The sequence below is a fragment of the Massilia sp. Root418 genome, from assembly GCF_001425265.1.
Taxonomy (GTDB): domain Bacteria; phylum Pseudomonadota; class Gammaproteobacteria; order Burkholderiales; family Burkholderiaceae_D; genus Rugamonas.
The window spans coordinates 284,245-310,994 of the sequence record NZ_LMEC01000020.1 but is presented as its reverse complement, the minus strand read 5'-3'; the positions used below and the strand labels follow the sequence as shown (position 1 = coordinate 310,994).

The following is a 26,750-nucleotide window of genomic DNA, read 5'->3' as shown; positions in this document are numbered from 1 at the left end:
TGTTGGGGCTGGCACCGCCGCACCCGGCGCTGCTACCAGTTGCGGAAGCGCTGCGGCGGATCGTACAGGCCGCCCGATGCGCGCACCAGGTCTTTCATATTGCGCGCCGCCAGCAGGTCGCGCGTGGCAAGCCGCTTGTCGACGCCGATGTCCTCGGGCCGCTGGATGACGCCGCGGTCGCGCAGGTTTTCCACCATGCGGCGGTCGCGCGCCAGTCCCACCGGGGTGTAGCCGGCCACGCCGCGCACTGCCTGCTCGCGCTCCTCGTCGCTGCGGCACAGCAGCAGGTTGGCGATGCCTTCCTCGGTCAGGATGTGGGTCACGTCGTCGCCGTAGATCATCACGGGCGGGATCGCCATGCCGGCCTGCTCGGCCAGTTCCCAGGCGTCCAGCCGCTCCACGAAGGCGGGGTGCATGTGTTCGCGGAAGGTTTCCACCATCTGCACCACCAGCTTCTGCCCGCGCGGGATCATGTTGCGCCCTGCGCGCGCCTGCTCGCCCGCCTTCAGCCACGCGGGGCTGGCGTGGCGCCGGCCGCGCGCGTCCGCGCCCATGTTGGAGGCACCGCCGAAGCCGGCGATGCGGCCCAGCGTGGCGGTGGACGAGTTGCCCTGCAAGTCGATCTGCAGCGTGGAGCCGATGAACATGTCGCAAGCATAATGCCCCGCAGCCTGGCACAGCGCGCGGTTGCTGCGCATGGAGCCGTCGGCGCCCACCGCGAACACGTCCGGCCGCGAGCGGATGTACTCTTCCATGCCCAGCTCCGAGCCGAAGGAGTGCACCGATTCGACGAAGCCGGCCTCGATGGCGGGGATCAGCGCCGGGTGCGGATTGAGCGCCCAGTGCTTGCCGATCTTGCCCTTCAGGCCCAGCGACTCGGCGTAGGTCGGCAGCAGCAGCTCGATGGCGGCGGTGTCGAAGCCGATGCCGTGGTTCAGGCGCTGCACGCCGTACTCGGCGTAGATGCCTTTGATGGCCATCATCGCCATCAGCACCTGGATCTCGGAGATCAGGGCCGGGTCGCGGGTAAACAGCGGCTCGATGTAGTAAGGCCGGGGCGACTGCACCACGAAGTCCACCCAGTCGCCCGGGATGTCCACGCGCGGCAGTTCGTCCACGATGCGGTTCACCTGCACGATCACGATACCGTTCTTGAAGGCGGTGGCCTCGACGATGGTCGGGGTGTCTTCCGTGTTGGGACCGGTGTACAGGTTGCCGTGGCGGTCCGCCGCTTCGGCCGCCACCATGGACACGCGCGGCGGCAGGTCGATGAAGTAGCGGCTGAACAGCTCCAGGTAGGTGTGGATGGCGCCGATATTGAGCTTCCCGGCCGACAGCAGCTTGGCCACGCGCCCGGCCTGCTGGCCGGAGAAGGAAAAGTCCAGCCGCGAGGCCACGCCGCGCTCGAACACGTCCAGGTGCTCGGGCAGCGTCAGTACGGACTGCAGCATGTGCAGGCCGTTCACCCGCGCCGGGTCCACCTTGGCGAGTGCCTGCGACAGGAAGTCGGCCTGCTTCTGGTTGTTGCCTTCGATGCAGACGCGGTCGCCGCATTCGAGCACGGCGTGCAGCAGGTCGGCGATGCGGGCGGCGGGCAGGCTCTTGCCGTCCAGGTCCGCGCCCAGGGCCGCGCCGGCCCGCTCCAGGCGCTGCGCACGGTTGCGCTGCAAGGTGTTCCAGGCGCGTGGCGCTTGCATTATTTGGCTCCCATCATCATGTCTGGCAGGCCGGTGGCGATGCCAGGGAACAGGCAAAGCAGGATCACCGCGACGAACATCAGGATCACGAACGGCACCACGCCCCAGATCACGTCGCGCAGCGGGATGTCCGGCGCGATGTTCTTGATGACGAAGATGTTCAGGCCCACGGGCGGATGGATCAGGCCCATTTCCATCACCACCGTCATCACGATGCCGAACCAGATCAGGTCGAAGCCGGCGGCTTTCAGCGGCGGCAGGATGATGGGCGCGGTCATCAGGATGATGGAGACCGGCGGCAGGAAGAAGCCCAGCACCACCACCATCAGCAGGATCACCGCGAGCAGCAGCCACTTGGACAGGTGCATCCCGACTACCCAGCTGGCGGCCGACTGGCTGATGTGCAGGTAGCTCATCACGTAGGAATAGAACAGCGACATGCCGATGATCATCAGCAGCATGGTCGATTCCTTGATGGTGGAGGTGAGGATGGGCGCCAGGTCCTTGGGTTTCCACACGCGGTAGACGACGGCGATCAGCACCATGGCCAGCAGCGCGCCCAGGCCGGCCGTTTCGGACGGCGTGGCGAAGCCGCCGTACAGCGCCACCATCACGCCGATCAGCAGCACCAGGAAGGGCAGCACGCGCGGCAGCATTTCCACCTTGTCGGCCAGCGTGAAGTGCTCATCGTGCAGGCTGGCGGCCTTTTCGCCACCCTTCTGGTAGATCTCCAGCGCCATCCGGTATTCCTTGCGGGCGCGGTGCACGGCGTAGCCGGCGAACAGCAGCACCAGCAGCACGCCCGGGCCTATGCCGGCTAAGAACAGGCGGCCCAGCGACTGCTCGGCGGCCACCGCATACAGGATCATGGTGATGGATGGCGGCAGCAGGATGCCCAGGGTGCCGCCGGCGGCGATGATGCCGGCCGCGAAGCCTGGCGAGTAGCCGCGCTTGCGCATTTCGGGGATGCCGGCCGAGCCGATGGCCGAGCAGGTGGCGGGCGAGGAGCCGGCCATGGCGGCGAACAGCGCGCAGGCGAACACATTGGCGATGCCCAGGCCGCCGGGCACCTTGTGCAGCCAGGCGTGGATGGCGGCGTACAGGTCGCGCCCCGCAGGGGACTTGCCGATGGCGGCGCCCTTCATGATGAACAGCGGGATGGACAGCAGCGTGATCGAGGCCATTTCCTCGTACACGTTCTGGGTCACCGTGTCGAGCGAGGAGGCGGGCATGAAAAAATACATGAAGCCGGTGGCCACCACGCCGAGCGCAAAGGCGATCGGCATGCCGGAGAACATCACCACCAACGTGACGGCGCCGTACAGGGCGCCCAAGGTCAGTTCGCTCATGCTGCTTTCTCCTCGGTGGCCGCCGGTTTGGCGGCTTGGGCTGGTTTGTCGCTCATGCGGGCGGCCGTTTGCAGCAGCAGCTGCAGCGCCAGCAAGGTCATGCCGAAGGCCATCATGCCGTAGGGGATCCACAGCGGCGGGGCGAAGGTGGAGGTGGTGGTCTGGCCGTCCACGTAGGCTTCGTGCCACAGCGTCCAGGACTTCCAGGCGAAGAAGGCACAGAACAGCATGGACAGCAGGTCCACAAAGAACAGGCGCACGGCGTTCACGCGCGGCGGCAGCAGTTCGGCCAGCGCTTCGATGCCGATGTGGCCGCGGTAGGATTGCACGTAGGCGGCGCAGAAGAAGGTGGCGCCCACCAGCATGAAGACCGAGGCTTCGTCCTGCCAGTCGGTCGGCGCGCCGAAGAAGTAGCGCGACACCACCGAGTAGGTGAGGATCAGCGCGGTGACCACCAGCGCGCACATGGACAGCGCCAGCAGGGCCTTGTTCAGCTTGTTGAGCAGGCTGGAGGCGCCGGCCAGGGCCGCGTTGTCCGGCACCGCCGGGCCGGAGGGGGCCTTGAGTTCGAAGCCGTGGCTCATAGCGTCTTCTCGGCCAGCTTCAGCAGCTTGGCGCAGTTTTCATTTTTCTCGCCATAGTCCTTCCAGGCGGTGGTGCGCGCAATGGCCTGCCAGCGTTTCACCGTGGCCGGGCTCAGGTCCACCACCTTGGCGCCGGCCTTCTGGTAGACGGCGGCGACCTGGTTGTCGTCCTCCTGCGCGGCCTTGAGCGCGAACGTCTCCATGTCCGCGCCCACGGCGAGGATGATGGCTTGCTGGTCTTTCGGCAGCTTGTCGAACACCGCGCGCGACATCATCAGGGGCTCGAACATGAACCAGTAGGCGTTGCCGCGCCCGGTGGTGAGCGCCTTCGACACTTCTTCCAGGCGGAAGGAGATCAGCGAGGTGGAGGAGGTGAGGGCGGCGTCCATGGCGCCGGTCTGCATGGCGGCGTAGATTTCATTGGACGGCAGCGACACCACGGCGGCGCCGGCCGCTTTCAGAATCAAGTCCATTTCGCGCGAGCCGCCGCGTATCTTCATGCCCTTGGCGTCTTCCGGTTCCAGCACCGGCTTGGTGCGCGAGGCCACGCCGCCGGCCTGCCAGATCCAGCTCACCACCACGATACCCTTGTCGTACAGGATGCGGGCCAGTTCCTTGCCTACTTCCGCATTCTTCCAGCTGTAGCCCTGCTGGTAGGAGGTCACCAGGCCGGGCATCAGGCCGATGTTCACTTCCGGGACTTCGCCGCCGGCGTAGGACAGCGGCACCAGCGACAGGTCCAGCGCGCCTTTGCGCATGGCCGAGAACTGGGCGTTGGTCTTCATCAGCGAGGAGCCGGGGTAGATGGCGAACTTGAGCGCGCCCTTGGAGCGGCTTTCCACTTCGGCCGCGAACATGCGGGTCAGGCGGTCGCGGAAGTCGCCTTCGGTCACGCTGCCGCCGGGGAACTGGTGGGAGATTTTTAGGGTGGCGGCTTGCGCCCACGCGCTGGACATCCAGAAGGGGGTGCCGGCCAGTGCGCCCAGCGTGCCGAATTTGCCCAACGTGCCTAGTGCGTTCCTGCGGGTCATTCCAGTCATACGTCCTCCAAGGGTGGTTAGAATATGCAATCGCTGTTTTTGTGTATACAAGAATATATTGACTGCATACGTTGTCAAGCTAAAAATCGCTTCTATAATGAAGACCTACATACAAGAAAACTATGACCATGAAGAATCGATCGACGGAACTGCGCGAGGACATAGAGGAAATGATTGCCGTGGGCGAGCTGACGCCCGGGCAGCATCTGGACGAGACGGAACTGGCGGCGCGCTTCGAGGTGTCGCGCACGCCGATCCGGGAAGCGCTGATCCAGCTGGCGTCCATGGGGGTGGTGGTGATACGGCCGCGCCGCGGCGCCATCGTCGCCGACCTGGGGCCGCAGCAGCTGGTGGAGATGTTCGAGGTGATGTCCGAGCTGGAGGCTACCTGCGGGCGCCTGGCGGCGCGGCGCATGACGCCGGCCGAGCAGCAGGCGCTGCTGGCGGCCCACCAGGCGTGCAAGGACGCGCTGGATGCGCAGGAGCCGGACGCCTACTATTACAAGAACGAGGCCTTCCACGAGGCCATTTACGCGGGCAGCCACAACCAGTTCCTGATCGAGCAGGCGCGCAGCCTGTACCGGCGCCTGCGGCCTTACCGGCGTTTGCAGCTGCGGGTGCGCAACCGCCTGTCGAATTCCTACGCGGAGCACGACGGCGTGGTGCAAGCCATCCTGGCAGGCGATGGCGAAAAAGCCGCCGAACTGCTGCGCGAGCACGTGATGATCCAGGGCCAGCGCTTCTCGGACCTGATGGCGTCGCTGCCCCAGCTGGGCAAGCGGGCGGCTTAGGCGCTGGCACGCTGGCCGTGCCGGCATCGCGGTGCGGCCAGGATGGCCCGGTTAATCCTTGCGGCGCGTATCGATGGCGATCCAGTTGGTTTCCCAGCGTTGTCCGCCATCGGCCGAGTAAGCCTGCTCGAAGCGCCACTGGCCGGCGCCCGCCGGCATGATCAAGAACCGCACCAGCACGGCGCGCCCGTTGACCGTGTCCTGCCCGTAAAAGCTGCCCCGGCCATCCTGGAAGGCACCGTGCATCGGTTCGGTCATCAAGCCGTTGGCCAGGTTCGCAAAATGAAGCGTCCACTGGCCGCTGGCCGGCTGGTACAGGCGCAGCGACACGCCCGCGATCCGGTCGGCGCTGCCGCGCACTTCCAGCTCGACAAGGTTGGCCCGCCCGTCCATGACCGGCTTGACGACCGACGTGCCTGCGTACTCGATCCACTCGGTCTTGCCGCTCAGCGGTTCGCGCAGGCGTTTCAGCCGCGTATCCCAGGTGCCCATCTCCCAGTCGAAATCGTGCCGTCCATCGTGCGGCGCGGCTGCTGCCTGGATGGCCGGCGCGTCCGGCCGGGCCGCAGCGGCTTGCGGGAGCGCCAGCAGGGCCGGCATCAGCATTGCAAGGAACAGTGGTTTCATGGCAGGGTCCTTTGTGGTTGAAGTCGGGCGTCGTTCCAGGCAGGGCGCGACAAGCGCCACCACTGCTTGTCGTCGGCATGCGTGCGCACAAATCCCGCCGCTTCGGCCAGGCGGGCGACTGCCGCATTCCCGAACGCTGTATCGGCAATAAGCGTCGACAGGTCCAGCGTTGCGAACGCCCAGCCGATCAGCGCGGCGGACGCTTCCTGTGCGTATCCGAAGCGCCCCCAATAAGGCCGCGCCAGCTCGATGCCGAAAATGGCCTCGCCGTCGCGGCACCCCTGCATCCTGACGCCGCAGCTTCCGATGAGGATAGCATCGTCGCTGCCCATGCAGATCGCCAGCTGGTAGTTCTGGCGGGGAGTCTGCTGTTGCCACTCCAGGAACAGCTGAAAGACGTTGTTCGCGTTGGCCGCTTCCAGCTCGTTATCGTCATGGAAAATGGTAAACGCCGGGTCGGTCTGGTAGGCCAGGAACTGCGCACGGTCGGCCGGGCGGAACTCTCGCAAGACGAAGCGGCGCGTGGTGATGTTGGTCGGCATGGGGATATGATAGCTTGCTCGTGACACGAGTATACTGCCATGCCTCTGCGCTATACTGCGCAGCATGAATCTCTACCAAACCCTTGCCGCCGACATCGAAGGCCAGGTCGCGCGCGGCGTGCTGCTGGAAGGGGAGAAGCTGCCTTCGGTGCGCCAGACCAGCCAGCACCGCAGCCTGAGCATCAGCACTGTGCTGCGCGCCTACTCCCAGCTGGAAAGCCGGGGCATTATCGAGAGCCGTCCGCAGTCGGGCTACTTCGTGCGCGCCAGGCAAGCCAGCGTGCCGCGCCCGGCGCTGCCGGCGCCCGGCCAGCCGCTGGTACTGTCGTCGGAAGTGGACGTGAGCCGGCTGGTGCTGTCCACGCTGCGCACCATCCGCAAGGAGGGCGCGGTGCCGCTCGGCTCCCCGTATCCGGACCCCGCGCCGTTCCCCTGGCCGCGCATCAGCCAGTACGCCAACGCCGTGGCGCGCCGCGCGCAGCACTGGAGCGTGATGGACGACCTGCCGCCCGGGAACCCGCAGCTGATACGCCAGATCGCGCGCCGCCACCTGGAGAATGGGCTGGCGGTGGACCCGGCCGAAATCATCGTCACGGTCGGCGCCACCGAGGCAATCAACCTGTGCCTGCAAGCGGTGGCCAGGCCGGGCGACACGGTGGCGGTCGAGTCGCCCACCTTCTACGCCATGCTGCACGCGATAGAACGCATGGGCATGCGCGCGCTGGAGATTCCAACCGATCCGCATTCGGGCATCAGCATCGAGGCGCTGCGCACCGCCTTGTCGCAGCAGCCAGTGGCGGCCGTGATGGTGATGCCGAACTTCCAGAACCCGCTGGGCTTCCAGATGCCGGACGCGCGCAAGCGCGAGCTGGTGGCACTGCTGGCCGCCCACGGCATTCCGGCCATCGAGAATGATGTCTACAACGAGCTGTATTACGGCGACAGCCATCCTACCTCGCTCAAGTCCTACGACAATCAGGGCCTGGTGCTGCACTGCTCCTCGTTCTCCAAGAGCCTGACCGCAAACTACCGCATCGGCTGGGCGCTGCCGGGGCGTTACACTGCGCAGGTGGAAAAACTCAAGTTCCTCAACACCCTCACCACGCCCACGCTGCCGCAGATCGCCATCGCCGACTACCTGCAGCACGACGGCTACGACCGCCACCTGCGCAAGGTGCGCAAGGGGTACGAAGAGCGCGCGCGCATGATGGCAGCCGCCGTGCTGCGCTTCTTCCCGGCCGGCACCCGCGTGTCCGAACCGCAGGGCGGCTATGTGCTGTGGGTGGAGATGCCGCCTGCGGTGGACGCGATGAAGCTGTACGCGCTGGCGCTGGAGCGCAAGATCACGGTCGGGCCGGGACATATGTTCTCGGCGCGCGGCAGCTTCCCCAACTTCATCCGCCTGAACTACAGCTACCCCTGGGCCAGGGAAACCGAGGATGCGCTGCGCATGCTGGGCCGCCTGGCGGCGCAGCTGGCCGGTCCTGCGGCCGGCTAGCCGCCCACCAGCGACATGCGCACCACCTTGTGCGCGTGCGCGCGATTGCCCGACTCGCCGCGCAGTTCCGAATAGCGGTCCGAGCGCGCCTGCCACAGCGCGCGCACGCGTTCGGCCAGCAGCGCTTCCTGACCCTCGCCCAGCCACGGGCGCAAGTCCGCCCCTTCCTGCGAGAACAGGCACAGATATAGCTTGCCGTCCGCCGCCACGCGTGCCCGCACGCAGTCGCCGCAGAAGGGCTGGGACATGCTGGCGATGAAGCCCACGCTGCCGGCGCCGTCGGCGTAGTGCCACACGTCCGCCGTGTCGTGGCCGCGCGCGGCGCCATGCTGCACCAGCGCATAGCGCTGCTGGACGATGGCGCGCATGGCGTCCGCGCGCAGCACCTGGCCGGCGTTCCAGCGGCTGGCGCCGCCCACGTCCATGTATTCGATGAAGCGCAGCTGCACGCCGCTGTCGCGGAAGTGGTGCGCCAGTGGCAGGATCTGGCCGTCGTTCACGCCGCGTTCGATCACGGTGTTGACCTTCACCGGCGCCAGTCCCGCGCGCTGCGCCGCCGCGATCCCCTCCAGCACCCGCGCCACGGGGAAGCCGACGCCATTCATGCGGCCGGCCAGCGCGCCGTCCAGGCTGTCCAGGCTCACCGTGATGCGGCGCAGGCCCGCATCCTTGAGCGACTGCGCGCGCGCCGCCAGCAGCGAACCGTTGGTGGTGAGTGCAATGTCGAGCGGCCGTCCCGACACGGTGCGCATGGCCGCCAGCGTTTCGATCAGGCGCGGCAGGTCCTTGCGCAGCAGTGGTTCGCCGCCGGTGATGCGCAGCTTTTCCACGCCCAGATCCACGAAGGTACGCGCCAGCCGCGCCAGCTGGCCGAAGGATAGCCGCTCGGAAGAGGTCATGAAGGGGAAGTCCGGCCCGTAGCTTTCCTTGGGCATGCAGTAGGGACAGCGGAAATTGCACTGGTCAATCACGGACAGGCGCAAGTCCTTCAGCGGGCGGCCACGGGTGTCGAGCAGGTCGGTCGGGAATGGTTTCATGGGCTCAGCTTAACGCGCCGCCGGCGGGCGCTGGAGCACAGTCCTTGCCCCGCCGCAGGGGTACAGTGTGAACTTCCAGAACGTGAACGGCAACGGTCTGGGCTGGCTGCCGCGCTAGCTCGGTGTGCTGTAAAGCAACACTTCGGTTGGCCTAGGCGGGCCGTAAGCGGTACTATCTGTACGTCTTGCGGCCGTTATGCCTGCGTTACTACCGATATCATTAATGAAACTGCCGCCTTCCCATGCGTTTGCCGCCTCCTGGCGGTGCGCCATCCTGCTCGCCGCCTGCGCCTTGCCAGCCCGGGCCAGCCAGGTTTCTCTCGACAGCGGCAGTACCGATTTGGCAGCTTTGCCGTTGGAGCAACTGGTGGCGCTGCAAGTCACTACGGCCTCACGCTTCCCGCAATCGATCGCCGACGCGCCGTCGGCCGTGGTGCTGCTCACCGCCCAGGACATCCGCGATTTCGGCTGGCGCACCCTGGCCGACGCGCTCGCGTCGCTGCCCGGCCTGTACGTGACCAATGACCGCAATTACTCCTATCTGGGCGCGCGCGGTTTCCTGCGCCCGGGCGACTACGACAGCCGTTTCCTGCTGCTGATTGATGGCGTGCGCACCAACGACAGCGTGTACGACCAGGCCAGCATCGGCAGCGAAGGCTTGCTTGACATGGACCTGGTGCAGCGCATCGAGTACGTGCCGGGTCCCGGTTCGGCCATGTACGGCTCCAACGCGCTGTTCGGTGTGATCAATGTGATCACGAAGTCCGGCAGCGCCATGGCCGGTCCCCAGGCGGCCGTCTCGGTGGGCAGCTACGGGGAGCGCGCGGCGCGCGCCAGCTACGGCTGGCACGGTCAGGACGGCACCGACTGGCTGCTGGCCGCCAGCAGCAGCCGGCGCGACGGCCAGGACCTGTACTTCGCCGAGTACGCCGCCGAGCATGGCGGCGTGGCCCACGGCCTGGACTTCGACCGCGCGCAGCGCCTGTTCGCCAAGGCCGCGCGCGGGCCGCTGACACTGTCGGCCGGCTACGTCGCCCGCACCAAGGGCGTGCCCACCGGCTCCTTCGGCGCGCTGTTCGACACCGCCAACCAGACCCGCGACACGCAAGCCTTCGCCAAGGCGGCGCTGGCGCTGCCGCTGGCCAGCGGCGTGGACCTGGCCTTGCTGGCCCATTGGGGCCGCGCCGACTATCAAGGCATCGGCAGCTACCCCGGCGAGTCCGGCCAGGCGTTGGTGAACGTGGACGGCGACCACGCCGCCTGGTACGGCGCCAGCGCCCAGCTTACGCTGGACCGCATCCAGGACCACAAGATCGTGGCCGGGGTGGACCTGCAGCGCAACGCGCGGCGCGACCAGTTCAGCTACTACCGCGAACCGTATGAGCTGTTCCTGGACGACCGCCGCAGCAACGGCCGCAGCGCGGTGTTCGTGCAGGATGAATGGCATATGCGGCCAGGCCTGCTGCTCAATGCCGGCCTGCGCTATGACCGCGACAGCAACGCCGGCAGCCAGTTCCATCCGCGCCTGGCGCTGATGTACCGCACCGGCCCGGCCGACACCATCAAGCTCATATACGGCACCGCTTACCGCGCGCCCAACGCCTACGAGCTGTATTACGGCTATCCCGGCGAAGGCGGGCAGCAGGCCAACCCGGCCCTGTCGGCCGAGCGCATCAGCACGCGCGAGCTGATTTTCGAGCGCCGCCTGGACGCCACCGGCCTGGCGCGCCTGTCGCTGTTCAACTACCGCATGCGCGGCCTGATCGCGCAGGACGTCCAGCCCGACAGCGGCCTGCTGATGTTCGCCAACCTGCAGCGCGCGGTGGCCGTCGGCGGCGAGCTGGCGTACGAGCGCCAGTACGCACGCGGCCTGCGGCTGCGCACCAGCTTCGCCATGCAGCACGCCGACGACGGCGACAACGCGCAGTTGGTCAATTCGCCGCGCCGGCTGTTCAAGCTGAACCTGGCGCTGCCGCTGCCGGCGCTGAAGGCGCGCGTGGGCGCCGAACTGCAGTGCGGCTCGGCGCGCCGCACGCAGACCGGCATGGTGGGCGGCTATTGCGTGAGCAACCTGCTGGCCTCCAGCACGCATCTGCTGCCAGGCGCCGAGCTGTCGCTGGCGCTGTACAACGCCTTCAACGCGCGCTACGCCGACCCGGCCGGCCCGGTCTTCGTGCAGGAGGCGCTGCTGCGCCAGAGCCGCACCATCAGCGCCAAACTGGCGTACGGATTCTGATCGTGCGCGCCGTGCTCCGCTCCTTCCTGCCGGTCCTGCTGGCGCTGGCCCCGCCGTGCCATGCGCAGGTGCAGGAAGTGCAGATCGGCGCGCTGAAGGCGGCCTACATCTACAACATCGCCATGTTCACCAGCTGGCCGCCAGCGCCGGCCGGCGCGGCGCCGGACCGGCCCTTTGCGGTCTGCGCGCGGCCTACGCTGCCGTTCTGGGACAGCCTGCGCCAGCTGGAAGGCAAGCCGGTGAACGGCCGCAGCTGGACCATGTACGACGCCGGCGCGCTCACCGCGCCGCGCAGCTGCGACATCACTATCTTCGCTGCGGAACTGGGCCAGCCGCGTCCCGCCGACGGCGGCGGCACGCTGTTCGTGGCCGACGGGGTCAGCGCCGGCCCCGGCAAGTATGCCGGCGCGGTGGTGCTGGTGGACGAGGACCGCCACGTGCGCTTCGACGTGGACACGCGCGAGGCGGCGCGGCTGGGCCTGAAATTCAGTTCGCGCCTGCTGCGCCTGGCGAGGAACGTATGGTGAACCGCCGCCGCAGGAAAGCCGACCGGCTGAGCCTCACCAGCATGCTGGGAGCGGGCCAGCTACTAGCCGCCGTGGCCGCGCTGGTCATGGCGGGCGTGGTGCTGCTGGTGTACCAGGTGCTGTCGCTGCACAACGCCTTGAACAGCGAAACGCGGGTGCAAGCCGCCATCGTGGCCGACAACCTGGCCGCGCCGCTGATGTTCCGCGACCGCGACGCCGCAGCCGACACGCTGCGCGCCCTGCGCTCGGCGCCGTACTTCCAGTGGGTGGCGGTGTACGACCAGGGCGGCCTGCTGTTCGCGCACTACGGCGTTAACGGCCAGTTGCCGGTGGCCGAGCGCAAGAGCCTGGACTGGCTGCACAGCGCGCAGGAGGCCGCGCCCATCCAGTACCGCGGCAAGCCGCTGGGCAAGGTGGTGCTGGTGCACGGCACCGGCGGCATCCGCGAAGCCATGGCCCATTACCTCGGCTTGCTGGTGCTCGCCTCGCTGGGCGCGCTGCTGCTGGCCCAGCTGCTGGCGCGCCGCACCCGCGCGCGCGTGGTGGCGGCCGAGCGCGAACTCGATTACCTGGCCCACACCGACCAGGTGACGGCGCTGCCGAACCGGCGCGCCAGCTACGGCTTGCTGGAGGAGGCCATCGCCGAGCGGGGCGCCGACGGCGGCCAGCTGGCACTGCTGCTGATCGACCTGGACAACTTCAAGGCCGTCAACGACGCGGCGGGCCACGCCGCCGGCGACGACCTGCTGCGCCAAGTGGCCGGCGTGCTGCGCGCGGTGGTCAACGGCAGCGGCACGGTGGGGCGCATCGGCGGCGACGAATTTGCCATCGTGGCGCCGTCCGTGGCCGGGCGCGCCCAGGCGCGCGCACTGGCCGACCAGGTGACGGCGGCGCTGCGTTCGCCGTTCCAGGTGGGCGGCAGCGAGCTGTTTGCCACCGCCAGCGTGGGCATGTGCCTGTTCCCGGACGATGGCCTCAGCATGGGCGAACTGGTAAGCAATGCCGACACCGCGCTGTACCACGCCAAGCATACCGGCCGCAACCGCCTGGCCGAGTTCCAGCCGGCCATGACGGTGCAGACCCAGCGCCGCGCCACGCTGGAACGCGACCTGCGCCGCGCGCTCGGCAGCGGCGAGCTGGCCGTGCACTACCAGCCGCAATTCGACTGCGCCACCGAAACCATGGTGGGGGCCGAGGCGCTGCTGCGCTGGCACCACGCCGAGCATGGCTTTGTTTCGCCGGCCGAATTCATTCCGGTGGCGGAAGACAGCGGCTTGATCGTGGCGCTGGGCCGCTGGGTGCTGGAACGCGCGTGCGCCGACGCGGTGGCCTGGCAGCGCCATGGCGAGCAGCCGGTCAGCGTGGCGGTGAACGTGTCGGCGCGCCAGCTGCGCGAGCGCGGCTTCCTGGACGAAGTGGTGGGCGCGCTGCGCGCCAGCGGCCTGCCGGCCGCGCTGCTGGAACTGGAGCTGACCGAGAGCGTGCTGATGGAAGACGTGGAGTCGGCGGTGCAGTTCATGCGCGACGCGCGCGCGCTGGGCGTGCGCCTGTCGATCGACGATTTCGGCACCGGCTACTCGTCGCTGGCCTATCTGCAGTCCTTCCCCATCAACCAGCTCAAGATCGACCGCAGCTTCCTGCAGTCGCTGCCGGGCGAGGGCAGCACCATCGTCAGCGCGGTGATCTCGCTGGCGCAGGACTTCCAGCTCACCGTGGTGGCCGAGGGCGTGGAGCACCGCCAGCAGCTGGAGTGGCTCAAGCGCGCCGGCTGCACCTATGCGCAAGGCTATTTGCTGGGCAAGCCCATGCCGGTGGCGGCGCTGCTGGAGGTGATGGCGGAAGGCAGAAAGAGTCGAACTTACAGAGGAGCGGCTGACGCCCCCCACCGGGTTTGAAGCCCGGCCCCGTCACCGGACGGGAATGCCTTCCTTGTCTTGGTCCTGCCGGTCCGGCTGGTCCGGTCATTCCGGCCAGCTTGCCGCCGGGCGCACCAGGTGCGTATTGCGCACGCGCCGAGTATAGCCGACGCGGTCGAAAAATTCCAACAGCTGCACGGCGCGCTTGCGTCCCAGGCCGGCCGCGTCGCGGAAGGTTGCCGCCTGCGCGTCTTCCAGCTGCGCGACGATGCGCGCCAGTTCCGCCAGCGGTGCGGGATGGTAGAACAGGTCCGGCACTACCTGGCTGACGGCGCCGGCGCGCGCCAGCTTGCGCAGCAGGCGGCGTACCTCGTCCTCCGGGGTATCGAGGCTGGCGGCCAGGGTGCGTACCCAGGGCGGGTCGTAGCGGCCAGCCTGCAGCGCCGCCAGCAGGCGTTCTGCCAGCGCCTGCTCGTCCGCGCTCAGCGTCACGCTGTGGCCGGGCAGGCGCAGCGCGTTGCCCTGGCGGAGGATATCGCCTTGCGCCAGCAGGGCGGAGATGGCGTGGCTCCACAGCCGGTCTTCGCATTCCGGACTGGCGATGCGCTTCAGGCGCCACAACTCGGGGCCGGGATCGTCCGGGGCGCGGGCATGGAATTCCGCCAGCGCGGCCACGGCGTGCCCCTGCAGCCGGGCCAGCGCGCCATCGGTCACCAGCAGTTCGTCGCCTCCGTGCAGCGCAATGCGGCGCACGTCCGGCGCCAGGGTGACGCGCTCGGGCGGCAATTGCGACAGCCGCACCAGCGCGCTCATGGCCATGCCATGCGGCGAGCAGGCCAGCAGCGCGCCGACATCGCCGCTGCGCCGGCGCCCGCCGGCGAATGTGCCCAGGGCGTCCAGCCAGGCCAGCCGCGCGGGGCTGCGGCGCTTGCGGGCGGGGCCAAAGGGATCGAGCACCATGCCGCCGCCGATAGTTTGTGTCGCTTGCGCGTTGCGCAGCACGAAGCGGTCGCCCGGCACGGCGTGCAGTTCCTGCTCGAACACCAGCTGCACGCGGGTGCCGCGGCCCGGCAGCGCAGTCTCTTCGTCCAGCGGCACGACGTTGGCCGTGCGGTGCGCCGCGCCCAGATGGACGTGGACCGGGGTCCAGGCTTTGAGCGGGCCGCTGCCGGGGAGCAGGGTCAGCTCTGCGTCAATGCGGCAGGAGCAGGCCGCCAGTGCCGGCGCAGCCACCCAGCTCCCGCGCGCAATGTCCTCGCGCGCGGCGCCGGCCAAGTTGAGCGCGAGGCGCTGGCCGGCGCGGCCTTCGCCGGCGGCCCGGTTCTGCGCATGGATGCTGCGCACCCGCACCTGCTGCCCGCCGGGGGCGAGCACCAGCGTGTCCCCCACCGCCACGGTGCCCGCCAGCGCCGTTCCGGTGACCACCGTGCCCTGGCCCGGGAGCGTGAACACGCGGTCCACGCCCAGGCGGAACAGGCGGTGTTCGTCGCGCGCGGGCAGTGTGCGCGAGGCGGCTGTCAGGTGCAGCCGCAGCGCGGCCACGCCGGCGTCGCCAGGGACGGTGGCGGCGGTGGGGAAGACCGGGCTGCCCGAGAAAACCGTGTCCTGCAGCAGGCGCGCAATGTCGTCCTGCAGCTGTTGCAGCCGTTCGGGCGAGGCGCGGTCCGCCTTGTTCAGCGCCACGGCGCCGCGCTGCACGCCGAGCAGGCGCAGGATGGCCAGGTGCTCCAGCGTCTGCGGCATGATGCCGTCGTCGGCCGCGATGACCAGCAGCGCAAAGTCGATGCCGGTGATACCGGCGGCCATGGTGCGGATGAATTTTTCGTGGCCGGGAACGTCGATGATGCCAAGGATGTCGCCGGGCTTGCCGTCGTGCTCCAGCGGCACATAGGCGTAGCCCAGCTCGATCGAAATGCCGCGTTCCTTTTCTTCCTTCAGGCGGTCGGTGTCCACGCCGGTGAGGGCGCGCGTGAGCGCGGTCTTGCCGTGGTCGATGTGGCCTGCGGTGCCGACTATCATGGCCCCAGTTGCCCCAGTTGCCCCAGTTGCTCGATGAAGATGCCGGACTGCGCGTCCTCCAGGCAGCGCAGGTCCAGCCACAAGGCATCGTTGGCGATGCGGCCGATCACGGGGCGGGGCAGGGCCCGCAGGCGCTTTTCCAGCGTCCCGAGCGGATCCGCCGGAGGGCTCGCGGCCTTGCTGGCGCCCTTGCTTGCGTCCCTGCTCCCGGCGGCGGTGCGCACCGCGCGGATCGCCAGGCCGTGGCTGGGAAGCTGGTCCACCGGCAGGGCGCCGCTGCCGATCTGGCTCAGCATGGGTTCGGAGGCCACGCTGTAAGCGCCGCCCAGCGCCTGCTGCAGCGCTGGCTGCAGCGTACCGGCCAGCGCGCGCATGGCGGCGGCGGGGCGGGTGAGCAGGCGCAGCGTGGTCAGGCGCTCCGGCAGCAGGTCCGGTGCGCGGTAGAGGGCGAGCACGGGTTCGAGGGCGGCCAGCGTGAGCTTGCCGACGCGCAGTGCGCGCTTCAGCGGGTTGCGCTTGATGGCTGCTATGAGGTCTGCACGGCCGGCGATGATGCCGCATTGCGGGCCGCCGAGCAGCTTGTCGCCGCTGAAGGTCACCAGGTCGGCCCCGGCGGCGATGGTTTCGCGCACCGTGGTTTCATGCGGCAGGCCGTATTGTTCGAGGTCCACCAGCGTGCCGCTGCCCAGGTCCACCGCCACCGGAATCTTGTGGCTGTGTGCCAGCGGTACCAGCTCGGGCAGCGCGACCGCCTTGGTGAAACCGGTGATGGCGTAATTGCTGCAATGGACCTTCATCAGCAGCGCGGTGTGGTCGGCGATGGCGCCGGCGTAGTCGGCCAGGTGGGTGCGGTTGGTGCTGCCCACTTCGCGCAGGGTGGCGCCGGCACGGGTCATGATGTCCGGGATGCGGAAGGCGCCGCCGATTTCCACCAGTTCGCCGCGCGAGACGATCACTTCGCGGCCCATGGCCAGGGTGTTCAGCAGCAGCAGGACGGCCGCCGCGTTGTTGTTGACGACGGTGGCAGCTTCGGCGCCGGTCAGTTCGCGCAGCAGTTCTTCCACCAGGTTGTCGCGGTCGCCGCGCTTGCCGGTGTCGAGGTCCCATTCCAGGTTCATGGGCCAGCGCAAGGCATCCGCCACCGCCTGCACCGCGCTGTCCGGCAGCAGGGCGCGGCCAAGGTTGGTGTGCAGGACCGTGCCGCTCAGGTTGAATACCGGACGCAGCGCGGACCGATTGGCGTGTTCAAGGCGGCCGGCAAGGCGCGCTATGACGGCGGTAGTATCCGCAGCGGGCGCCGCGTCTGCGCCGCTCGTGCCGGCTGCGCCCAGCGAGCAGGCGCGCAGTTCGGCGAGCAGGGCGCGCAGAGTGGCGGTGGTTTGCGAGCGGCCATATTGGGCGAGCAGCGGCTGGCAGGCCGGGTCGGTCAGGACGCGGTGCACGGCTGGCAGGCGGACAGTGCGTGTTGTGCCTGCAGCCGGTGCTGTGCCTGCATTGCGTGCTGTGCCTGCAGCGCGTACAGTGCGGGCCGCGCCGGGCGCGCGTGTGGACGGGCCGCTCATTCGGCCCCGAACCAGAGCAGGGGATTGACGCTACCTCGCGCGTAGCCGGCCTCCGTCACCAGCACGTCCAGCGCCAGGCTGGCCAGGTCGTCGGCCAGCGGTTCGACCATGAAATCGTGCTCCTGGTTGAAGATCTTGCGGTAGCTTTGGCAGTCGTCGCAGGTCTCGGCGCGTGCGACGCGGGACGGGTCTTGCGCCTTGCTGGCGGGCGCCTGGGCTGCGGTTTCGCCGGCATCGGCGCCCGAGGGAGTCAGCCCCTGGTACGCGATGCGGGCATTCTTCCCACAGCAGCTGCATTTCACGCGCACCATGTGCCACTCGCTGGCGCAGATGCCGCAGTGCAGATAGCGGTAGCCTTGCGCCTGGCCGCCGATGCGGATCACGCTGGCGACCGGGTGCGAGCCGCAGACCGGGCACAGGGCACCGGTGACGGGCGGCTGCACGCGGGCGGCGTCGAGCCGGCTGGCGTGGACGGTCCACATGACTTGCAGTGTGGCGGCGACGAAAGGCGCATGCAGGGGATTGATGCCTTCGCCGAATTCGGCCAGCACCGCGTCGGCGCAGCCTTCGAGGTCGGCGTCGGGCAGTGCGCGAAGGCCGGCCAGCACCGGGGCGAGCTGCGGGTGGCCGGCGGCGGCTTCCAGCTGGTCCAGCAGCGCGAGATAGAGCGCGCGCCAGCCGGCGGGGCGGGGGCCGGAGACCGGCAGCGGCGGCATATTGTGGGCAAGGGCGGTGTCGATGGCGTCGGCGGACGGCATGGATGGGACGGGCGGAGTTGGCAGCGAGGGCGGCGAGGGCAGCTTGAGCGCTCGAGCCACGACGCCGGCCTGCGCGTCGGCCACGGCCGCCATCAGGTGCAGGTAGCCGTGCAGGGACGCCGGCGTGGGGATGCCCGGAACGTTGCCGTCCGCAAGCCGGCGTAGGCGGGCGGCCCGGGCGGAGAACAACACGTCCGGCTGCGGCAACACCAGGCGCGGTATGGTGTTATGGTCCAGCGACTCAATCTCGCCGGGGGACAGAAGGCGTTGTACCAAGTAAGTCCTCTCGTCTGCAGTTGTCCATTCTAATCTAGTCCCGCTGCTTGCGCGCCACTTCCTCGAACCAGCGCTGGTGGTGCTTGCGCGCCCAGCCATACGTCACCGTGCCGCGCACCATGGCTCCCACGGAGCCCTTCACCCAGAAGCCCGCATACACATGGACCACAATTGCCACGATAATAACGAAAGCGCAGAAAGCGTGCAGCAGCGCTGCGAATCGCACCAGGCCGATGGGGAAGTAGAAGGAGAAATACGCGCGCCAGATGACGATGCCGGACAGGACCAGCCCCAGCATGCAAGCGACCAGCAGGAAGAACAGCACCTTCTGCCCCGCGTTGTAGCGGCCCACCGGTGGCACCCTTTCCTCATGCAGCGTCATCACCTCGCCCGCGCCTTTCAGCCACTCCTTGTCGCCCGGCTCGAAGCGGTTATGGTGCCAGAAGCGCGCCACCAGCAAGCCGAAGGACACCGCCATCACCACCCCGATGAAAGGATGCAGTATGCGCGTCCACTGCCCCCCGCCCAGAAACACCGCCATCCACGCCGTCGCAGGATGGAACATGGCCAGCCCGGACACCGCCAGCAGCACGAAGCAGATCGCCGTGAACCAGTGGTTGCTGCGGTCATTCGCGGAGTAGCGCTCGATGAGCGGATTGCCGTCTTTATCGCGTTTCATGAGGGCTCTCCTTGATGCGGTTGGCCTCGTGCAGCGCCTCCGCTTCCTCTTCCCGGCTCACCTCATTCGGCCCCACGCGGCTGTAATGGAACCAGCCGGCCAGCGCGGTGACGGCGATGCCCGCCAGCGCGAGCGGCTTGGTCAGCCCCTTCCACAGTCCCACCATGGGGCTGATGGACGGATTGGCCGCCAGGTTGTGGTACAGGCCCGGACGGTCGGCATGGTGCAGCACGTACATCACATGCGTGCCGCCCACGCCGGCCGGATCGTACAGGCCTGCCTGCGCGAAGCCGCGCGATTTCAGATCCTCCACGCGCTCGGCCGCATGGAGCTGCATGTCCTCCTTGGTGCCGAACACGATGGCGCCGGTGGGGCAGGTCTTCACGCAGGCAGGTTCCTGGCCCACCGCCACCCGGTCCGAGCACAGCGTGCACTTGTAGGCGCGGCTGTCCTTCTTCGAGATGCGCGGCACGTCGAACGGGCAGCCCGCCACGCAGTAGCCGCAGCCGATGCAGTTCTCCTGGTGAAAGTCCACGATGCCGTTGGTGTACTGTACGATGGCGCCCGGCGCGGGGCAGGCCTTCAGGCAGCCCGGGTCCTCGCAATGCATGCAGCCGTCCTTGCGGATCAGCCATTCCAGGTGCCCGTCCGGCTCCTCGTGCTCCGAGAAGCGCATCACGGTCCAGGACTGCGGGGTGAGGTCGCGCGGATTGTCATACTCTCCGTTGGTGTCGCCCACGTCGTCGCGCAGGTCGTTCCATTCCATGCAGGCGGTCTGGCAAGCCTTGCAGCCTATGCACTTCGACACGTCGATCAGCTTGGCCACCGTGCCCGTGGCCGGGCTGCGCGCCACGGGCTGCTGCACCGTGGTGGCCGACATGCGCTTGATATCCAATGATTGCAGTGCCATGCCGGTTCTCCTAAGCTTTCTCCACCTTCACCAGGAAGGACTTGTACTCGGGCGTCTGCGTGTTGGCGTCCCCCACCGACGGCGTGAGCGTGTTGATCAGGTAGCCGGGACGGGTCAGGCCCTTGAAGCCGAAGTGCAGCGGCAGCCCCACCGTGTGGGTCTTCCTGCCCTCGATGGTAAGTGCCTTGATGCGCTTGGTGACCACCGCCTTGGCAAAGATCTGCCCCCGCTTGGACGACACCTTCACCCTTCCGCCGTTGGCCACGCCGATCTCGCCGGCCAGGTCCTCGCCGATTTCCACGAACTGCTCCGGCTGGATAATCGCGTTCAGGCGCGCGTGCTTGGTCCAGAAGTGGAAGTGCTCGGTGAGCCGGTAGCTGGTGGCCACGTGCGGAAAGTCCGTGTGCGTGCCCAGCTTGGCCCGGTCATCCTTGAACATGCGAGCGCCGGGATTGCTGGTGGCGCGCGGGTTCTTCGGATGCAGCGGGTTGTAGCCGAGCGGGTTCTCGAACGGCTCGTAGTGCTCGGGGAAGGGGCCTTCGCCCATGCCGGCGCGCGCAAAGAAGCGCGCCACCCCTTCGGCCAGCATGATGAAGGGCCCCATGCCGTTCTCGGGCGGCTCGTCCACTTTGAAGTCCGGCACGTCCGCGCCGGTCCACGCGGTGCCGTTCCAGGCCACCAGCTTGCGGGTCGGATCGAAGGGCATGCCCTTGGTGTCGGCCGACGCGCGGTTGTACAGCACGCGCCGGTTGGCCGGCCAGGCCCAGGCCCAGTTCAGGGTCTGGCCGATGCCGGTCGGGTCGCTGTTGTCGCGCCGTCCCATCTGGTTGCCGGCCTGGGTCCAGCAGCCGGCGAAGATCCAGCAGCCGCAGGCGGTGGAACCGTCGTCGCGCAGCTGCGCAAAGCCGGCCAGCTGTTCGCCCTTCTTCGCCAGCACCTTGGCTGGGTCCTTGGGATCGGTCACGTCGGCCAGCGCCTTGCCGTTGTACTCCATCGCCAGTTCTTCCGGCGTGGGGCTGGAGGGCTGGGCGTAGGGCCAGGTCAGGTTCACGATGGGATCGGGGAACTTGCCGCCGTCGGCCTGGTACATCTTCCGCATGCGCAGGAAGATGCCGGACATGATCTCCAGGTCGCTGCGCGTCTGCCACGGCGGCTCCGCGCCCTGCCAGTGCCACTGCAGCACGCGCGAGGAGCTGACCAGCGAGCCGCGCTCCTCGGCGAAGCAGGTGGTGGGCAGGCGGAACACCTCGGTCTGGATCTGTGCCGGATCCACCTTGTGGAAGTCGCCGTGCGGCTTCCAGAATTCGGCCGTCTCCACCGCCAGCGGGTCCATCACCACCAGGAACTTCAGCCTGGATAGCGCCTCCGTCACCTTCTGCTTGTCCGGCGCAGACGCCAGCACATTGAAGCCCTGGCAGATGTAGCCGTTCATTTTCCCCTGATGCATCAGGTCGAAGGCCTGCAGCAGGTCGTAGGGCTTGTCCAGCTTGGGCAGGTAGTCGTAGGCCCAGTTGTTCTCGGCCGTCGCGGCCGCACCCCACCAGGCCTTCATCAGGCTCACGTGGAATTTGCGGTAGTTGCTCCAGTAGCTGAGCTGATTGGGCCGCAGCGGTTTCAGTGCGCGCGCGTTGATGTAGCCGTCCAAGTCCTGTTCCGGGTCGTTCGGCAGGGTCATATAGCCGGGCAGCAGATTGGTCATCAGCCCCAGGTCCGTCAGGCCCTGGATGTTGGAGTGGCCGCGCAGCGCATTCATGCCGCCGCCCGCGATGCCGATATTCCCCAGCAGGAGCTGCATCATGGCGCCCAGGCGCAGCGTTTGCGCGCCGGTGCTGTGCTGGGTCCAGCCCAGCGCATACAGGATGGTGCCGGCGCGGCCGGGAACGGCCGTGGAAGCCAGCATCTCCGCCACCTTCTGGAACTTGGCCCTGGGCACGCCGCACACGCGCTCCACCAGCTCGGGCGTGTAGCGCGAGTAGTGGGTCTTCATCAGCTGGTACACGCAGCGCGGATGCTGCAAGGTGGGATCGACCTTGGCGAAGCCGTCCTCGCCTTTTTCATAGTCCCAGCTGCTCTTGTCCGCGTACTTGCCGGTGGCCTCGTCGTAGCCCGAATACAGGCCGTCGTTGAGCGCAAAGTCCTCGCGCACGATGAAGGGCATATCGGTATAGTTCACCACGTACTCGCGCTGGATCTTGTCCGCCGTGAGCAGGTAGTTGATCACCGCGCCCAGGAACACGATATCCGTGCCGGTGCGCGTGGCCACATAGTGGTCGGCCACCGAAGCGGTGCGGGTAAAGCGCGGATCGACCACGATCAGCTGCGCCTTGCGGTGCGCCTTGGCCTCGGTCACCCATTTGAAACCGCACGGGTGCGCCTCGGCTGCGTTGCCGCCCATAACCAGGATCACATCAGCATTGCGGATATCGACCCAGTGATTCGTCATCGCTCCACGGCCAAACGTCGGGGCAAGACCTGCCACCGTCGGACCATGTCATACACGCGCCTGGTTATCGAATGCCAGCATGCCGAGACTGCGCATGGTCTTGTGGGTCAGGTAACCGACCTCGTTGCTGGAGGCCGACGCCGCCAGCATGCCCGTGGACAGCCACCGGTTCACCGTCTTGCCGTCCGCCGTTTTCTCGATGAAGTTGGCGTCGCGGTCAGCCTTCATCAGCTTGGCGATGCGGTCCAGCGCATCGTCCCACGACAGCTGCTTCCATTCCGATGACCCGGGCGCGCGGTACTCCGGCACCTTGAGCCGGCTCGGGCTGTGGATGAAGTCGACCAGACTGGCGCCCTTGGGGCACAGGGTGCCCCGGTTGACCGGGTGGTCGGCGTCGCCCTCGATGTGGATGATGCGCGCGGCCGCGTTTTTTGCGCCGTCGCCCAGTCCGTACATCAGAATGCCGCAGCCCACCGAGCAATAGGGACAGGTGTTGCGGGTTTCTGTGGTGCGCAATAGCTTGTACTGCCGCACTTCGGCGAGCGCCGGGGTGGGGGCGAAGCCGAGCGCTGCGATGCTCGAACCCGCCAGGGTGGCGCCTGTTACCCGTAGGAACTGGCGCCGCGACATCTGGTGCATAGCTGCCTCCATCATCGTCCTGAATGTCTCATCAGTGTAGCACCTTGATCAGAATCAAGGAGTGTTGGAATTCTATCGGGTAAGGGGATAATCGGCCAGCCGTTCGCACTTTGGAGTCGCTGCGGACCGTGCTGTGGCATGATGGCGTGATGGATGACCTACCGGACGACGACTTGCCGACATCTTCCCGCTTCAGCGTGCGGCGGGTGGCGCGCGGCGAGCGGGCGGACAGCATGGACGACCTGGCCGAGGAAGTGCCGGTTGCGCTGGAATACAACGGCATATCCCACGCCGTGATGATGGCCACGCCGGCCGATCTGGAAGACTTCGCGCTCGGCTTTTCGCTCTCGGAAGGGATACTGAACGACGCGGCCGAGTGCTACGGCATCGAGATCGAACAGGCCTGCGAGGGCGTAACCGTGAAGCTGGAAGTCTCGGCGCGCGCGTTTGCGCAGCTCAAGGAACGCCGGCGCAGCCTGAGCGGACGCACCGGCTGCGGCCTGTGCGGCGTGGACAGCCTGGAGCAGGTCTACCGCACCTTGCCGGTGCTGGCGCCGGACCGCACGCTCACCGGACCCGGCATCCGGGCCGCGCTGGAAGCGCTGGGCGGTGCGCAGCCCCTGGCGCGGCTGACGGGCGCCACGCACGCCGCCGCCTGGTGCGGGCCGCAAGGCGAGCTGCAGGCCGTGTTCGAAGACGTGGGCCGCCACAACGCGCTCGACAAATTGATCGGCATGATGGCCCGCCGGCGCGTGGAACCGTCGGCGGGCTTCGCCCTCATCACCAGCCGCGCCAGCGTCGAGATGGTGCAAAAGGCTGCCATGGCACACATCTCCGCGCTGGTAGCGATTTCGGCGCCGACCGCCACCGCCGTGCGCCTGGCCGAAGAATGCGGCCTGACCCTGGTCGCCTTCGCCCGCGGCAGCAATTTCGTCTGCTACGCCAACCCCACCGACGCCATTTTTCCCGCACCCAGCCAACCAAGCTGAGCCGCATTTCCCCCACTTCGGGGTCAGACCCCGAAGTGGGGGAAATGCGGCTCAGGCTGCCTGGAGATTAATCCGGCGGCTGTAGGAAACGGCGCAGGGCGGATGAGGGGAATGGACGTCGCGCGTGCCTCTGGTGGCGTATGCAGGCAGTGCCTCTGCCGCACCTCGGGGTCTGACCCCGAAGTGGGGGAAATGCGGCTGAGGCTGCTTGGGAATTATTCCATCTGTTGTAGGATGTCGCGTACGCGGGTGAGGGCGGGTTCGATGTCGAGGGTGTCGATGGCGCCGTAGCCGAGGAAGAGGCCTTGCCGGGGGCTCTGGCTGGCGTAGAAGGGGGCCAGGGAGTAGAGGCCGACGTCGGCGCGGCGGGCGAGGCGCAGCAGGAGGGCGATGTCCACGTCCTTCTTGCACAGCGCGGCCAGGTGGAAGCCGGCTTCGGCGGGGACCAGTTCGAACCATGGCGCCAGCAGCGTGGTGAACAGTGCCTGCAGCCGCTCACGGCGGGTGGCGTAGATGCCGTGGCAGCGGCGGATGTGCTTTTGCAGGTGGCCGTCGGCGATGAATTTGGCCAGCGCGTGCTGGTTCATGGTGCCGGTGTGCCAGTCGGTCAGGTGCTTGACCGTGAGCACGGCGTTGAGCAGCGCTTCGGGCAGCACCATGTAGCCGAGCCGAAGTTCGGGCAGCATCACCTTGGAGAAGGTGCCGACGAAGACTACGATGCCGTCCGTGTCCATGCTTTGCAGCGAGTCCGTGGGCCTGCCTTCGTAGCGGAATTCGCTGTCGTAGTCGTCTTCGATGATAATGGCGCCGATGGCGCGCGCGCGGTCCAGCAGGGCGCGGCGGCGCGCTACGCTCATCGGCATCCCCAGAGGGAACTGGTGCGCGGGCGTGACGTAAACCAGGCGTGTGCCGTCCGGGATCCGCTCGGCGATGATGCCTTCGCCGTCCACTGGGATGCCCACCATCTGCGCGCCCTGGCTGGCGAACAGCCCGCGCGCGGCCGGGTAGCCGGGATCTTCCACCGCCACCACGCAGCCCGGTTCCAGCAGCACGCGGCCGAGCAGGTCGAGCGCCTGCTGCGCGCCGTTGGTGACCACCACGTTTCCGGGCGTGCAGACCACGCCGCGCGCGAAGGCAATGTGGCGGGCGATGGCGTCGCGCAGCACCGGCAGGCCTTCGGCTTCGCCGTAGCGCCCGCGCAGCGCAGGGTCCTGGCGCAGGGCGTGCATGACGCAGCGGCGCCATTGGTCCATCGGGAAGTGGCCGGGCGTGGCGCAGCCGCCGATGAATTCGTAGCGCGAGCGGCCTTCGGGCAGCGGGTGGCGCAGCGGCGTGGCCATGCTGTCCCATTTGCTCACGATGTCGGCGCTGGCCAGGCCGTTGCGCTCCATGCGCGCCAGGGCGTGCGTACGCGGCGCTGGCGGCGCCTGCACGAAGCTGCCGGCGCCGACGCGGCCTGCCACCAGTTGATCCAGCGCGAGCCGTGCATAGGCGTCGGCGACGGTCTTGCGCGACAGGCCGAGCTGCCCGGCCAGCAGGCGGGTGGGGGGCAGCTGCTGGCCTGGCGCCAGCCGCCCGCTGCGGATGGCGTCCGACAGCTGGCGGTAAACCTGTCCGGCCAGGTCCTTGCGGCCTTCGATCACGATGTGCAGTTCCATGGATCGCTAGGCTGCCCGGATTCGCGCGGCTTGGCAAGGGATTGGACTCTTGGCGCGTTCAATTTAGCCGGAATTGGCACCCTCGCGGGCACGTCCGCGCTCCTACAATGGCTGCACTCACTTACCTGAAGGAGCTGCAAAATGAATCCCCGCATCGATTTTTACTCGGCCAATCCGGACGCGCTCAAAGCCATGATCGCACTGGAAGTGGCGGTCGGAAAACTGGGACTGGAGCCGCCGCTGGTGGAACTGATCAAGCTGCGCGCCTCGCAGATCAACGGCTGCGCCTTCTGCGTGGACATGCATACCGGCGATATGCGCAAGGCCGGCGAGACGGAGCGCCGCATCAGCGGCCTGGTGGTGTGGGAGGAGACGCCGTTCTTCACCGCGCGCGAACGCGCCGCCCTCGCCTGGACCGAGGCGCTGACGCGCATCGCCGACACGCGCGCGCCGGACGCGGCCTATGCCGAACTGGCCGAGCATTTCGCGCCGGCCGAGATGGTCGCCGTGACGATGGCCATCAACACCATCAACAGCTGGAACCGCCTGGCCATCGGCTTCCGCAAAATGCCTGCGCTGTAGGGAGCGCCGCCATGCTACGCAACATGACAGCCATGGCGGCCCTTGCCGCCGCAGCAGCGTCCATGCCGCCGGGCGCCGGCGCCCATGAAGCACATGCCGAAAAGGCGGCCGGCACCGGCAAGGAAGCGCGCAGCGTCCTGCAGCGCCTGCCGCTGCCGGACGCGCCGGGCAAGCACGGCGTGCTGCTGACGGTGACCTATGCGCCCGGCCAGGCGTCCGATCCGCACCGGCATCCAGGTTCCGTGTTTGCCTACGTGCTGGAAGGCGAGGTGGTGTCGCAGCTGGCCGACGGCAAGCCGGTGACCTACTGGCAGGGCGATTCGTGGTATGAAACGCCGCTCGTCGCCCATGCCGTGTCGCGCAACGCCAGCGCCACCAGGCCCGCCAGGCTGCTGGTCTACATGATGCTGGGAGAGGGCGATCCACCGGTGCTCCCGCTGGATAAATAGTG

At 68.0% G+C, this 26,750-nt stretch carries 21 protein-coding genes, 1 tRNA gene and 1 pseudogene; 8 read left to right on the top strand and 15 right to left on the bottom strand.

The genetic code is table 11. The annotated features are described in order from the left end of the window. Positions 1-32: 32 nt before the first annotated feature. The 4 genes from mdcA to dctP are packed head-to-tail and all read right to left on the bottom strand — an operon-like array spanning position 33 to position 4,670. Complete coding sequence (mdcA, locus tag ASC94_RS13925) at positions 33-1,697, bottom strand: malonate decarboxylase subunit alpha (protein ID WP_056395619.1); 1,665 nt, start codon at positions 1,695-1,697, stop codon at positions 33-35. Next, positions 1,697-3,046, bottom strand: coding sequence for a TRAP transporter large permease (locus ASC94_RS13920; RefSeq protein ID WP_056395616.1), 1,350 nt, complete (start codon positions 3,044-3,046; stop codon positions 1,697-1,699). Before ASC94_RS13920 ends, mdcA begins: the two co-directional genes overlap by 1 nt. Further along, the gene (locus ASC94_RS13915; protein ID WP_056395613.1) at positions 3,043-3,630 is read right to left on the bottom strand and encodes a TRAP transporter small permease; all 588 of its coding nucleotides are present in this window, start codon (positions 3,628-3,630) and stop codon (positions 3,043-3,045) included. The genes ASC94_RS13920 and ASC94_RS13915 overlap by 4 nt, the downstream gene beginning before the upstream one ends. Beyond that, on the bottom strand, positions 3,627-4,670 hold the full coding sequence (gene dctP, locus ASC94_RS13910; protein ID WP_056395610.1) for a TRAP transporter substrate-binding protein DctP: 1,044 nt from the start codon (positions 4,668-4,670) through the stop codon (positions 3,627-3,629). Before dctP ends, ASC94_RS13915 begins: the two co-directional genes overlap by 4 nt. Before the next feature lie 128 nt (positions 4,671-4,798). Between dctP and ASC94_RS13905 the strand changes: the two genes are divergently transcribed. Further along, a complete protein-coding gene (locus ASC94_RS13905) occupies positions 4,799-5,461 on the top strand; it encodes a GntR family transcriptional regulator (RefSeq protein WP_082616626.1) in 663 nt (220 codons plus the stop codon). Between the two features lie 51 nt (positions 5,462-5,512). On the opposite strand, the gene ASC94_RS13900 is transcribed toward ASC94_RS13905, so the two are convergent. Both ASC94_RS13900 and ASC94_RS13895 read right to left on the bottom strand, forming a co-directional pair. Then, entirely contained in the window at positions 5,513-6,088 is a 576-nt protein-coding gene (locus tag ASC94_RS13900; RefSeq protein ID WP_056395604.1) for a hypothetical protein, read from the bottom strand. Beyond that, positions 6,085-6,630 (bottom strand): GNAT family N-acetyltransferase, encoded by a 546-nt coding sequence (locus tag ASC94_RS13895; protein WP_056395602.1) that lies wholly within the window; start codon positions 6,628-6,630, stop codon positions 6,085-6,087. Before ASC94_RS13895 ends, ASC94_RS13900 begins: the two co-directional genes overlap by 4 nt. Before the next feature lie 64 nt (positions 6,631-6,694). Here ASC94_RS13895 and ASC94_RS13890 point away from each other — a divergent pair, with 64 nt between their 5' ends. Continuing rightward, entirely contained in the window at positions 6,695-8,128 is a 1,434-nt protein-coding gene (locus tag ASC94_RS13890) for a PLP-dependent aminotransferase family protein (protein ID WP_056395598.1), read from the top strand. Here ASC94_RS13890 and moaA read toward each other — a convergent pair. After that, positions 8,125-9,165, bottom strand: coding sequence for a GTP 3',8-cyclase MoaA (gene moaA, locus ASC94_RS13885; RefSeq protein WP_056395597.1), 1,041 nt, complete (start codon positions 9,163-9,165; stop codon positions 8,125-8,127). The genes ASC94_RS13890 and moaA overlap by 4 nt on opposite strands. A 223-nt stretch (positions 9,166-9,388) precedes the next feature. Between moaA and ASC94_RS13880 the strand changes: the two genes are divergently transcribed. The 3 genes and pseudogenes from ASC94_RS13880 to ASC94_RS34295 form a co-directional block, all read left to right on the top strand. After that, positions 9,389-11,401, top strand: coding sequence for a TonB-dependent siderophore receptor (locus ASC94_RS13880; protein ID WP_229417266.1), 2,013 nt, complete (start codon positions 9,389-9,391; stop codon positions 11,399-11,401). 2 nt (positions 11,402-11,403) lie between these two features. After that, the gene (locus ASC94_RS13875; RefSeq protein WP_056395590.1) at positions 11,404-11,928 is read left to right on the top strand and encodes a YfiR family protein; all 525 of its coding nucleotides are present in this window, start codon (positions 11,404-11,406) and stop codon (positions 11,926-11,928) included. Further along, positions 11,922-13,673: pseudogene (locus tag ASC94_RS34295) on the top strand (putative bifunctional diguanylate cyclase/phosphodiesterase); the annotation flags it as partial. The gene ASC94_RS13875 and the pseudogene ASC94_RS34295, both read left to right, overlap by 7 nt. Before the next feature lie 88 nt (positions 13,674-13,761). Here ASC94_RS34295 and ASC94_RS13865 read toward each other — a convergent pair. The 7 genes from ASC94_RS13865 to fdnG all read right to left on the bottom strand — a co-directional run bounded on the left by ASC94_RS13865 (position 13,762) and on the right by fdnG (position 23,070). Then, a tRNA-Sec gene (locus ASC94_RS13865) sits at positions 13,762-13,857 on the bottom strand. 32 nt (positions 13,858-13,889) lie between these two features. Beyond that, complete coding sequence (gene selB, locus ASC94_RS13860) at positions 13,890-15,803, bottom strand: selenocysteine-specific translation elongation factor (RefSeq protein ID WP_056395584.1); 1,914 nt, start codon at positions 15,801-15,803, stop codon at positions 13,890-13,892. Beyond that, positions 15,800-17,365, bottom strand: a complete 1,566-nt coding sequence (gene selA, locus ASC94_RS13855; RefSeq protein ID WP_082616512.1) for an L-seryl-tRNA(Sec) selenium transferase — start codon at positions 17,363-17,365, stop codon at positions 15,800-15,802. The genes selB and selA overlap by 4 nt, the downstream gene beginning before the upstream one ends. Next, positions 17,362-18,399 (bottom strand): formate dehydrogenase accessory protein FdhE, encoded by a 1,038-nt coding sequence (gene fdhE / locus ASC94_RS13850; RefSeq protein ID WP_056395582.1) that lies wholly within the window; start codon positions 18,397-18,399, stop codon positions 17,362-17,364. The genes selA and fdhE overlap by 4 nt, the downstream gene beginning before the upstream one ends. Positions 18,400-18,433: 34 nt before the next feature. Continuing rightward, positions 18,434-19,078, bottom strand: coding sequence for a formate dehydrogenase subunit gamma (locus ASC94_RS13845; RefSeq protein ID WP_056395579.1), 645 nt, complete (start codon positions 19,076-19,078; stop codon positions 18,434-18,436). After that, the gene (gene fdxH / locus ASC94_RS13840) at positions 19,065-19,988 is read right to left on the bottom strand and encodes a formate dehydrogenase subunit beta (protein WP_056395574.1); all 924 of its coding nucleotides are present in this window, start codon (positions 19,986-19,988) and stop codon (positions 19,065-19,067) included. Before fdxH ends, ASC94_RS13845 begins: the two co-directional genes overlap by 14 nt. Before the next feature lie 10 nt (positions 19,989-19,998). Beyond that, the gene (gene fdnG / locus ASC94_RS13835) at positions 19,999-23,070 is read right to left on the bottom strand and encodes a formate dehydrogenase-N subunit alpha (protein WP_157201447.1); all 3,072 of its coding nucleotides are present in this window, start codon (positions 23,068-23,070) and stop codon (positions 19,999-20,001) included. Positions 23,071-23,219: 149 nt separating this feature from the next. Between fdnG and fdhD the strand changes: the two genes are divergently transcribed. After that, positions 23,220-24,059, top strand: coding sequence for a formate dehydrogenase accessory sulfurtransferase FdhD (fdhD, locus tag ASC94_RS13825; RefSeq protein ID WP_056397866.1), 840 nt, complete (start codon positions 23,220-23,222; stop codon positions 24,057-24,059). Between the two features lie 215 nt (positions 24,060-24,274). Here the strand turns inward: fdhD and ASC94_RS13820 are convergent, their stop codons facing one another. Next, positions 24,275-25,717: a PLP-dependent aminotransferase family protein gene (locus tag ASC94_RS13820; RefSeq protein ID WP_056395566.1), complete on the bottom strand. Its 1,443-nt coding sequence runs from the start codon at positions 25,715-25,717 to the stop codon at positions 24,275-24,277. Positions 25,718-25,858: 141 nt separating this feature from the next. On the opposite strand from ASC94_RS13820, the gene ASC94_RS13815 reads away from it, so the two are divergent. Both ASC94_RS13815 and ASC94_RS13810 read left to right on the top strand, forming a co-directional pair. Further along, complete coding sequence (locus tag ASC94_RS13815) at positions 25,859-26,299, top strand: carboxymuconolactone decarboxylase family protein (RefSeq protein ID WP_056395563.1); 441 nt, start codon at positions 25,859-25,861, stop codon at positions 26,297-26,299. Between the two features lie 11 nt (positions 26,300-26,310). Beyond that, entirely contained in the window at positions 26,311-26,748 is a 438-nt protein-coding gene (locus ASC94_RS13810) for a cupin domain-containing protein (protein ID WP_157201446.1), read from the top strand. Positions 26,749-26,750: the final 2 nt, after the last annotated feature.

What these genes read in the sequence shown, in the direction of transcription:
- mdcA (WP_056395619.1), bottom strand. Translation starts at nt 1,697, where the DNA reads ATGCAAGCGCCACGCGCCTGGAACACCTTGCAGCGCAACCGTGCGCAG.
- ASC94_RS13920 (WP_056395616.1), bottom strand. Translation starts at nt 3,046, where the DNA reads ATGAGCGAACTGACCTTGGGCGCCCTGTACGGCGCCGTCACGTTGGTG.
- ASC94_RS13915 (WP_056395613.1), bottom strand. Translation starts at nt 3,630, where the DNA reads ATGAGCCACGGCTTCGAACTCAAGGCCCCCTCCGGCCCGGCGGTGCCG.
- dctP (WP_056395610.1), bottom strand. Translation starts at nt 4,670, where the DNA reads ATGACTGGAATGACCCGCAGGAACGCACTAGGCACGTTGGGCAAATTC.
- ASC94_RS13905 (WP_082616626.1), top strand. Translation starts at nt 4,799, where the DNA reads ATGAAGAATCGATCGACGGAACTGCGCGAGGACATAGAGGAAATGATT.
- ASC94_RS13900 (WP_056395604.1), bottom strand. Translation starts at nt 6,088, where the DNA reads ATGAAACCACTGTTCCTTGCAATGCTGATGCCGGCCCTGCTGGCGCTC.
- ASC94_RS13895 (WP_056395602.1), bottom strand. Translation starts at nt 6,630, where the DNA reads ATGCCGACCAACATCACCACGCGCCGCTTCGTCTTGCGAGAGTTCCGC.
- ASC94_RS13890 (WP_056395598.1), top strand. Translation starts at nt 6,695, where the DNA reads ATGAATCTCTACCAAACCCTTGCCGCCGACATCGAAGGCCAGGTCGCG.
- moaA (WP_056395597.1), bottom strand. Translation starts at nt 9,165, where the DNA reads ATGAAACCATTCCCGACCGACCTGCTCGACACCCGTGGCCGCCCGCTG.
- ASC94_RS13880 (WP_229417266.1), top strand. Translation starts at nt 9,389, where the DNA reads ATGAAACTGCCGCCTTCCCATGCGTTTGCCGCCTCCTGGCGGTGCGCC.
- selB (WP_056395584.1), bottom strand. Translation starts at nt 15,803, where the DNA reads ATGATAGTCGGCACCGCAGGCCACATCGACCACGGCAAGACCGCGCTC.
- selA (WP_082616512.1), bottom strand. Translation starts at nt 17,365, where the DNA reads ATGAGCGGCCCGTCCACACGCGCGCCCGGCGCGGCCCGCACTGTACGC.
- ASC94_RS13845 (WP_056395579.1), bottom strand. Translation starts at nt 19,078, where the DNA reads ATGAAACGCGATAAAGACGGCAATCCGCTCATCGAGCGCTACTCCGCG.
- fdxH (WP_056395574.1), bottom strand. Translation starts at nt 19,988, where the DNA reads ATGGCACTGCAATCATTGGATATCAAGCGCATGTCGGCCACCACGGTG.
- fdhD (WP_056397866.1), top strand. Translation starts at nt 23,220, where the DNA reads ATGGATGACCTACCGGACGACGACTTGCCGACATCTTCCCGCTTCAGC.
- ASC94_RS13820 (WP_056395566.1), bottom strand. Translation starts at nt 25,717, where the DNA reads ATGGAACTGCACATCGTGATCGAAGGCCGCAAGGACCTGGCCGGACAG.
- ASC94_RS13815 (WP_056395563.1), top strand. Translation starts at nt 25,859, where the DNA reads ATGAATCCCCGCATCGATTTTTACTCGGCCAATCCGGACGCGCTCAAA.
- ASC94_RS13810 (WP_157201446.1), top strand. Translation starts at nt 26,311, where the DNA reads ATGCTACGCAACATGACAGCCATGGCGGCCCTTGCCGCCGCAGCAGCG.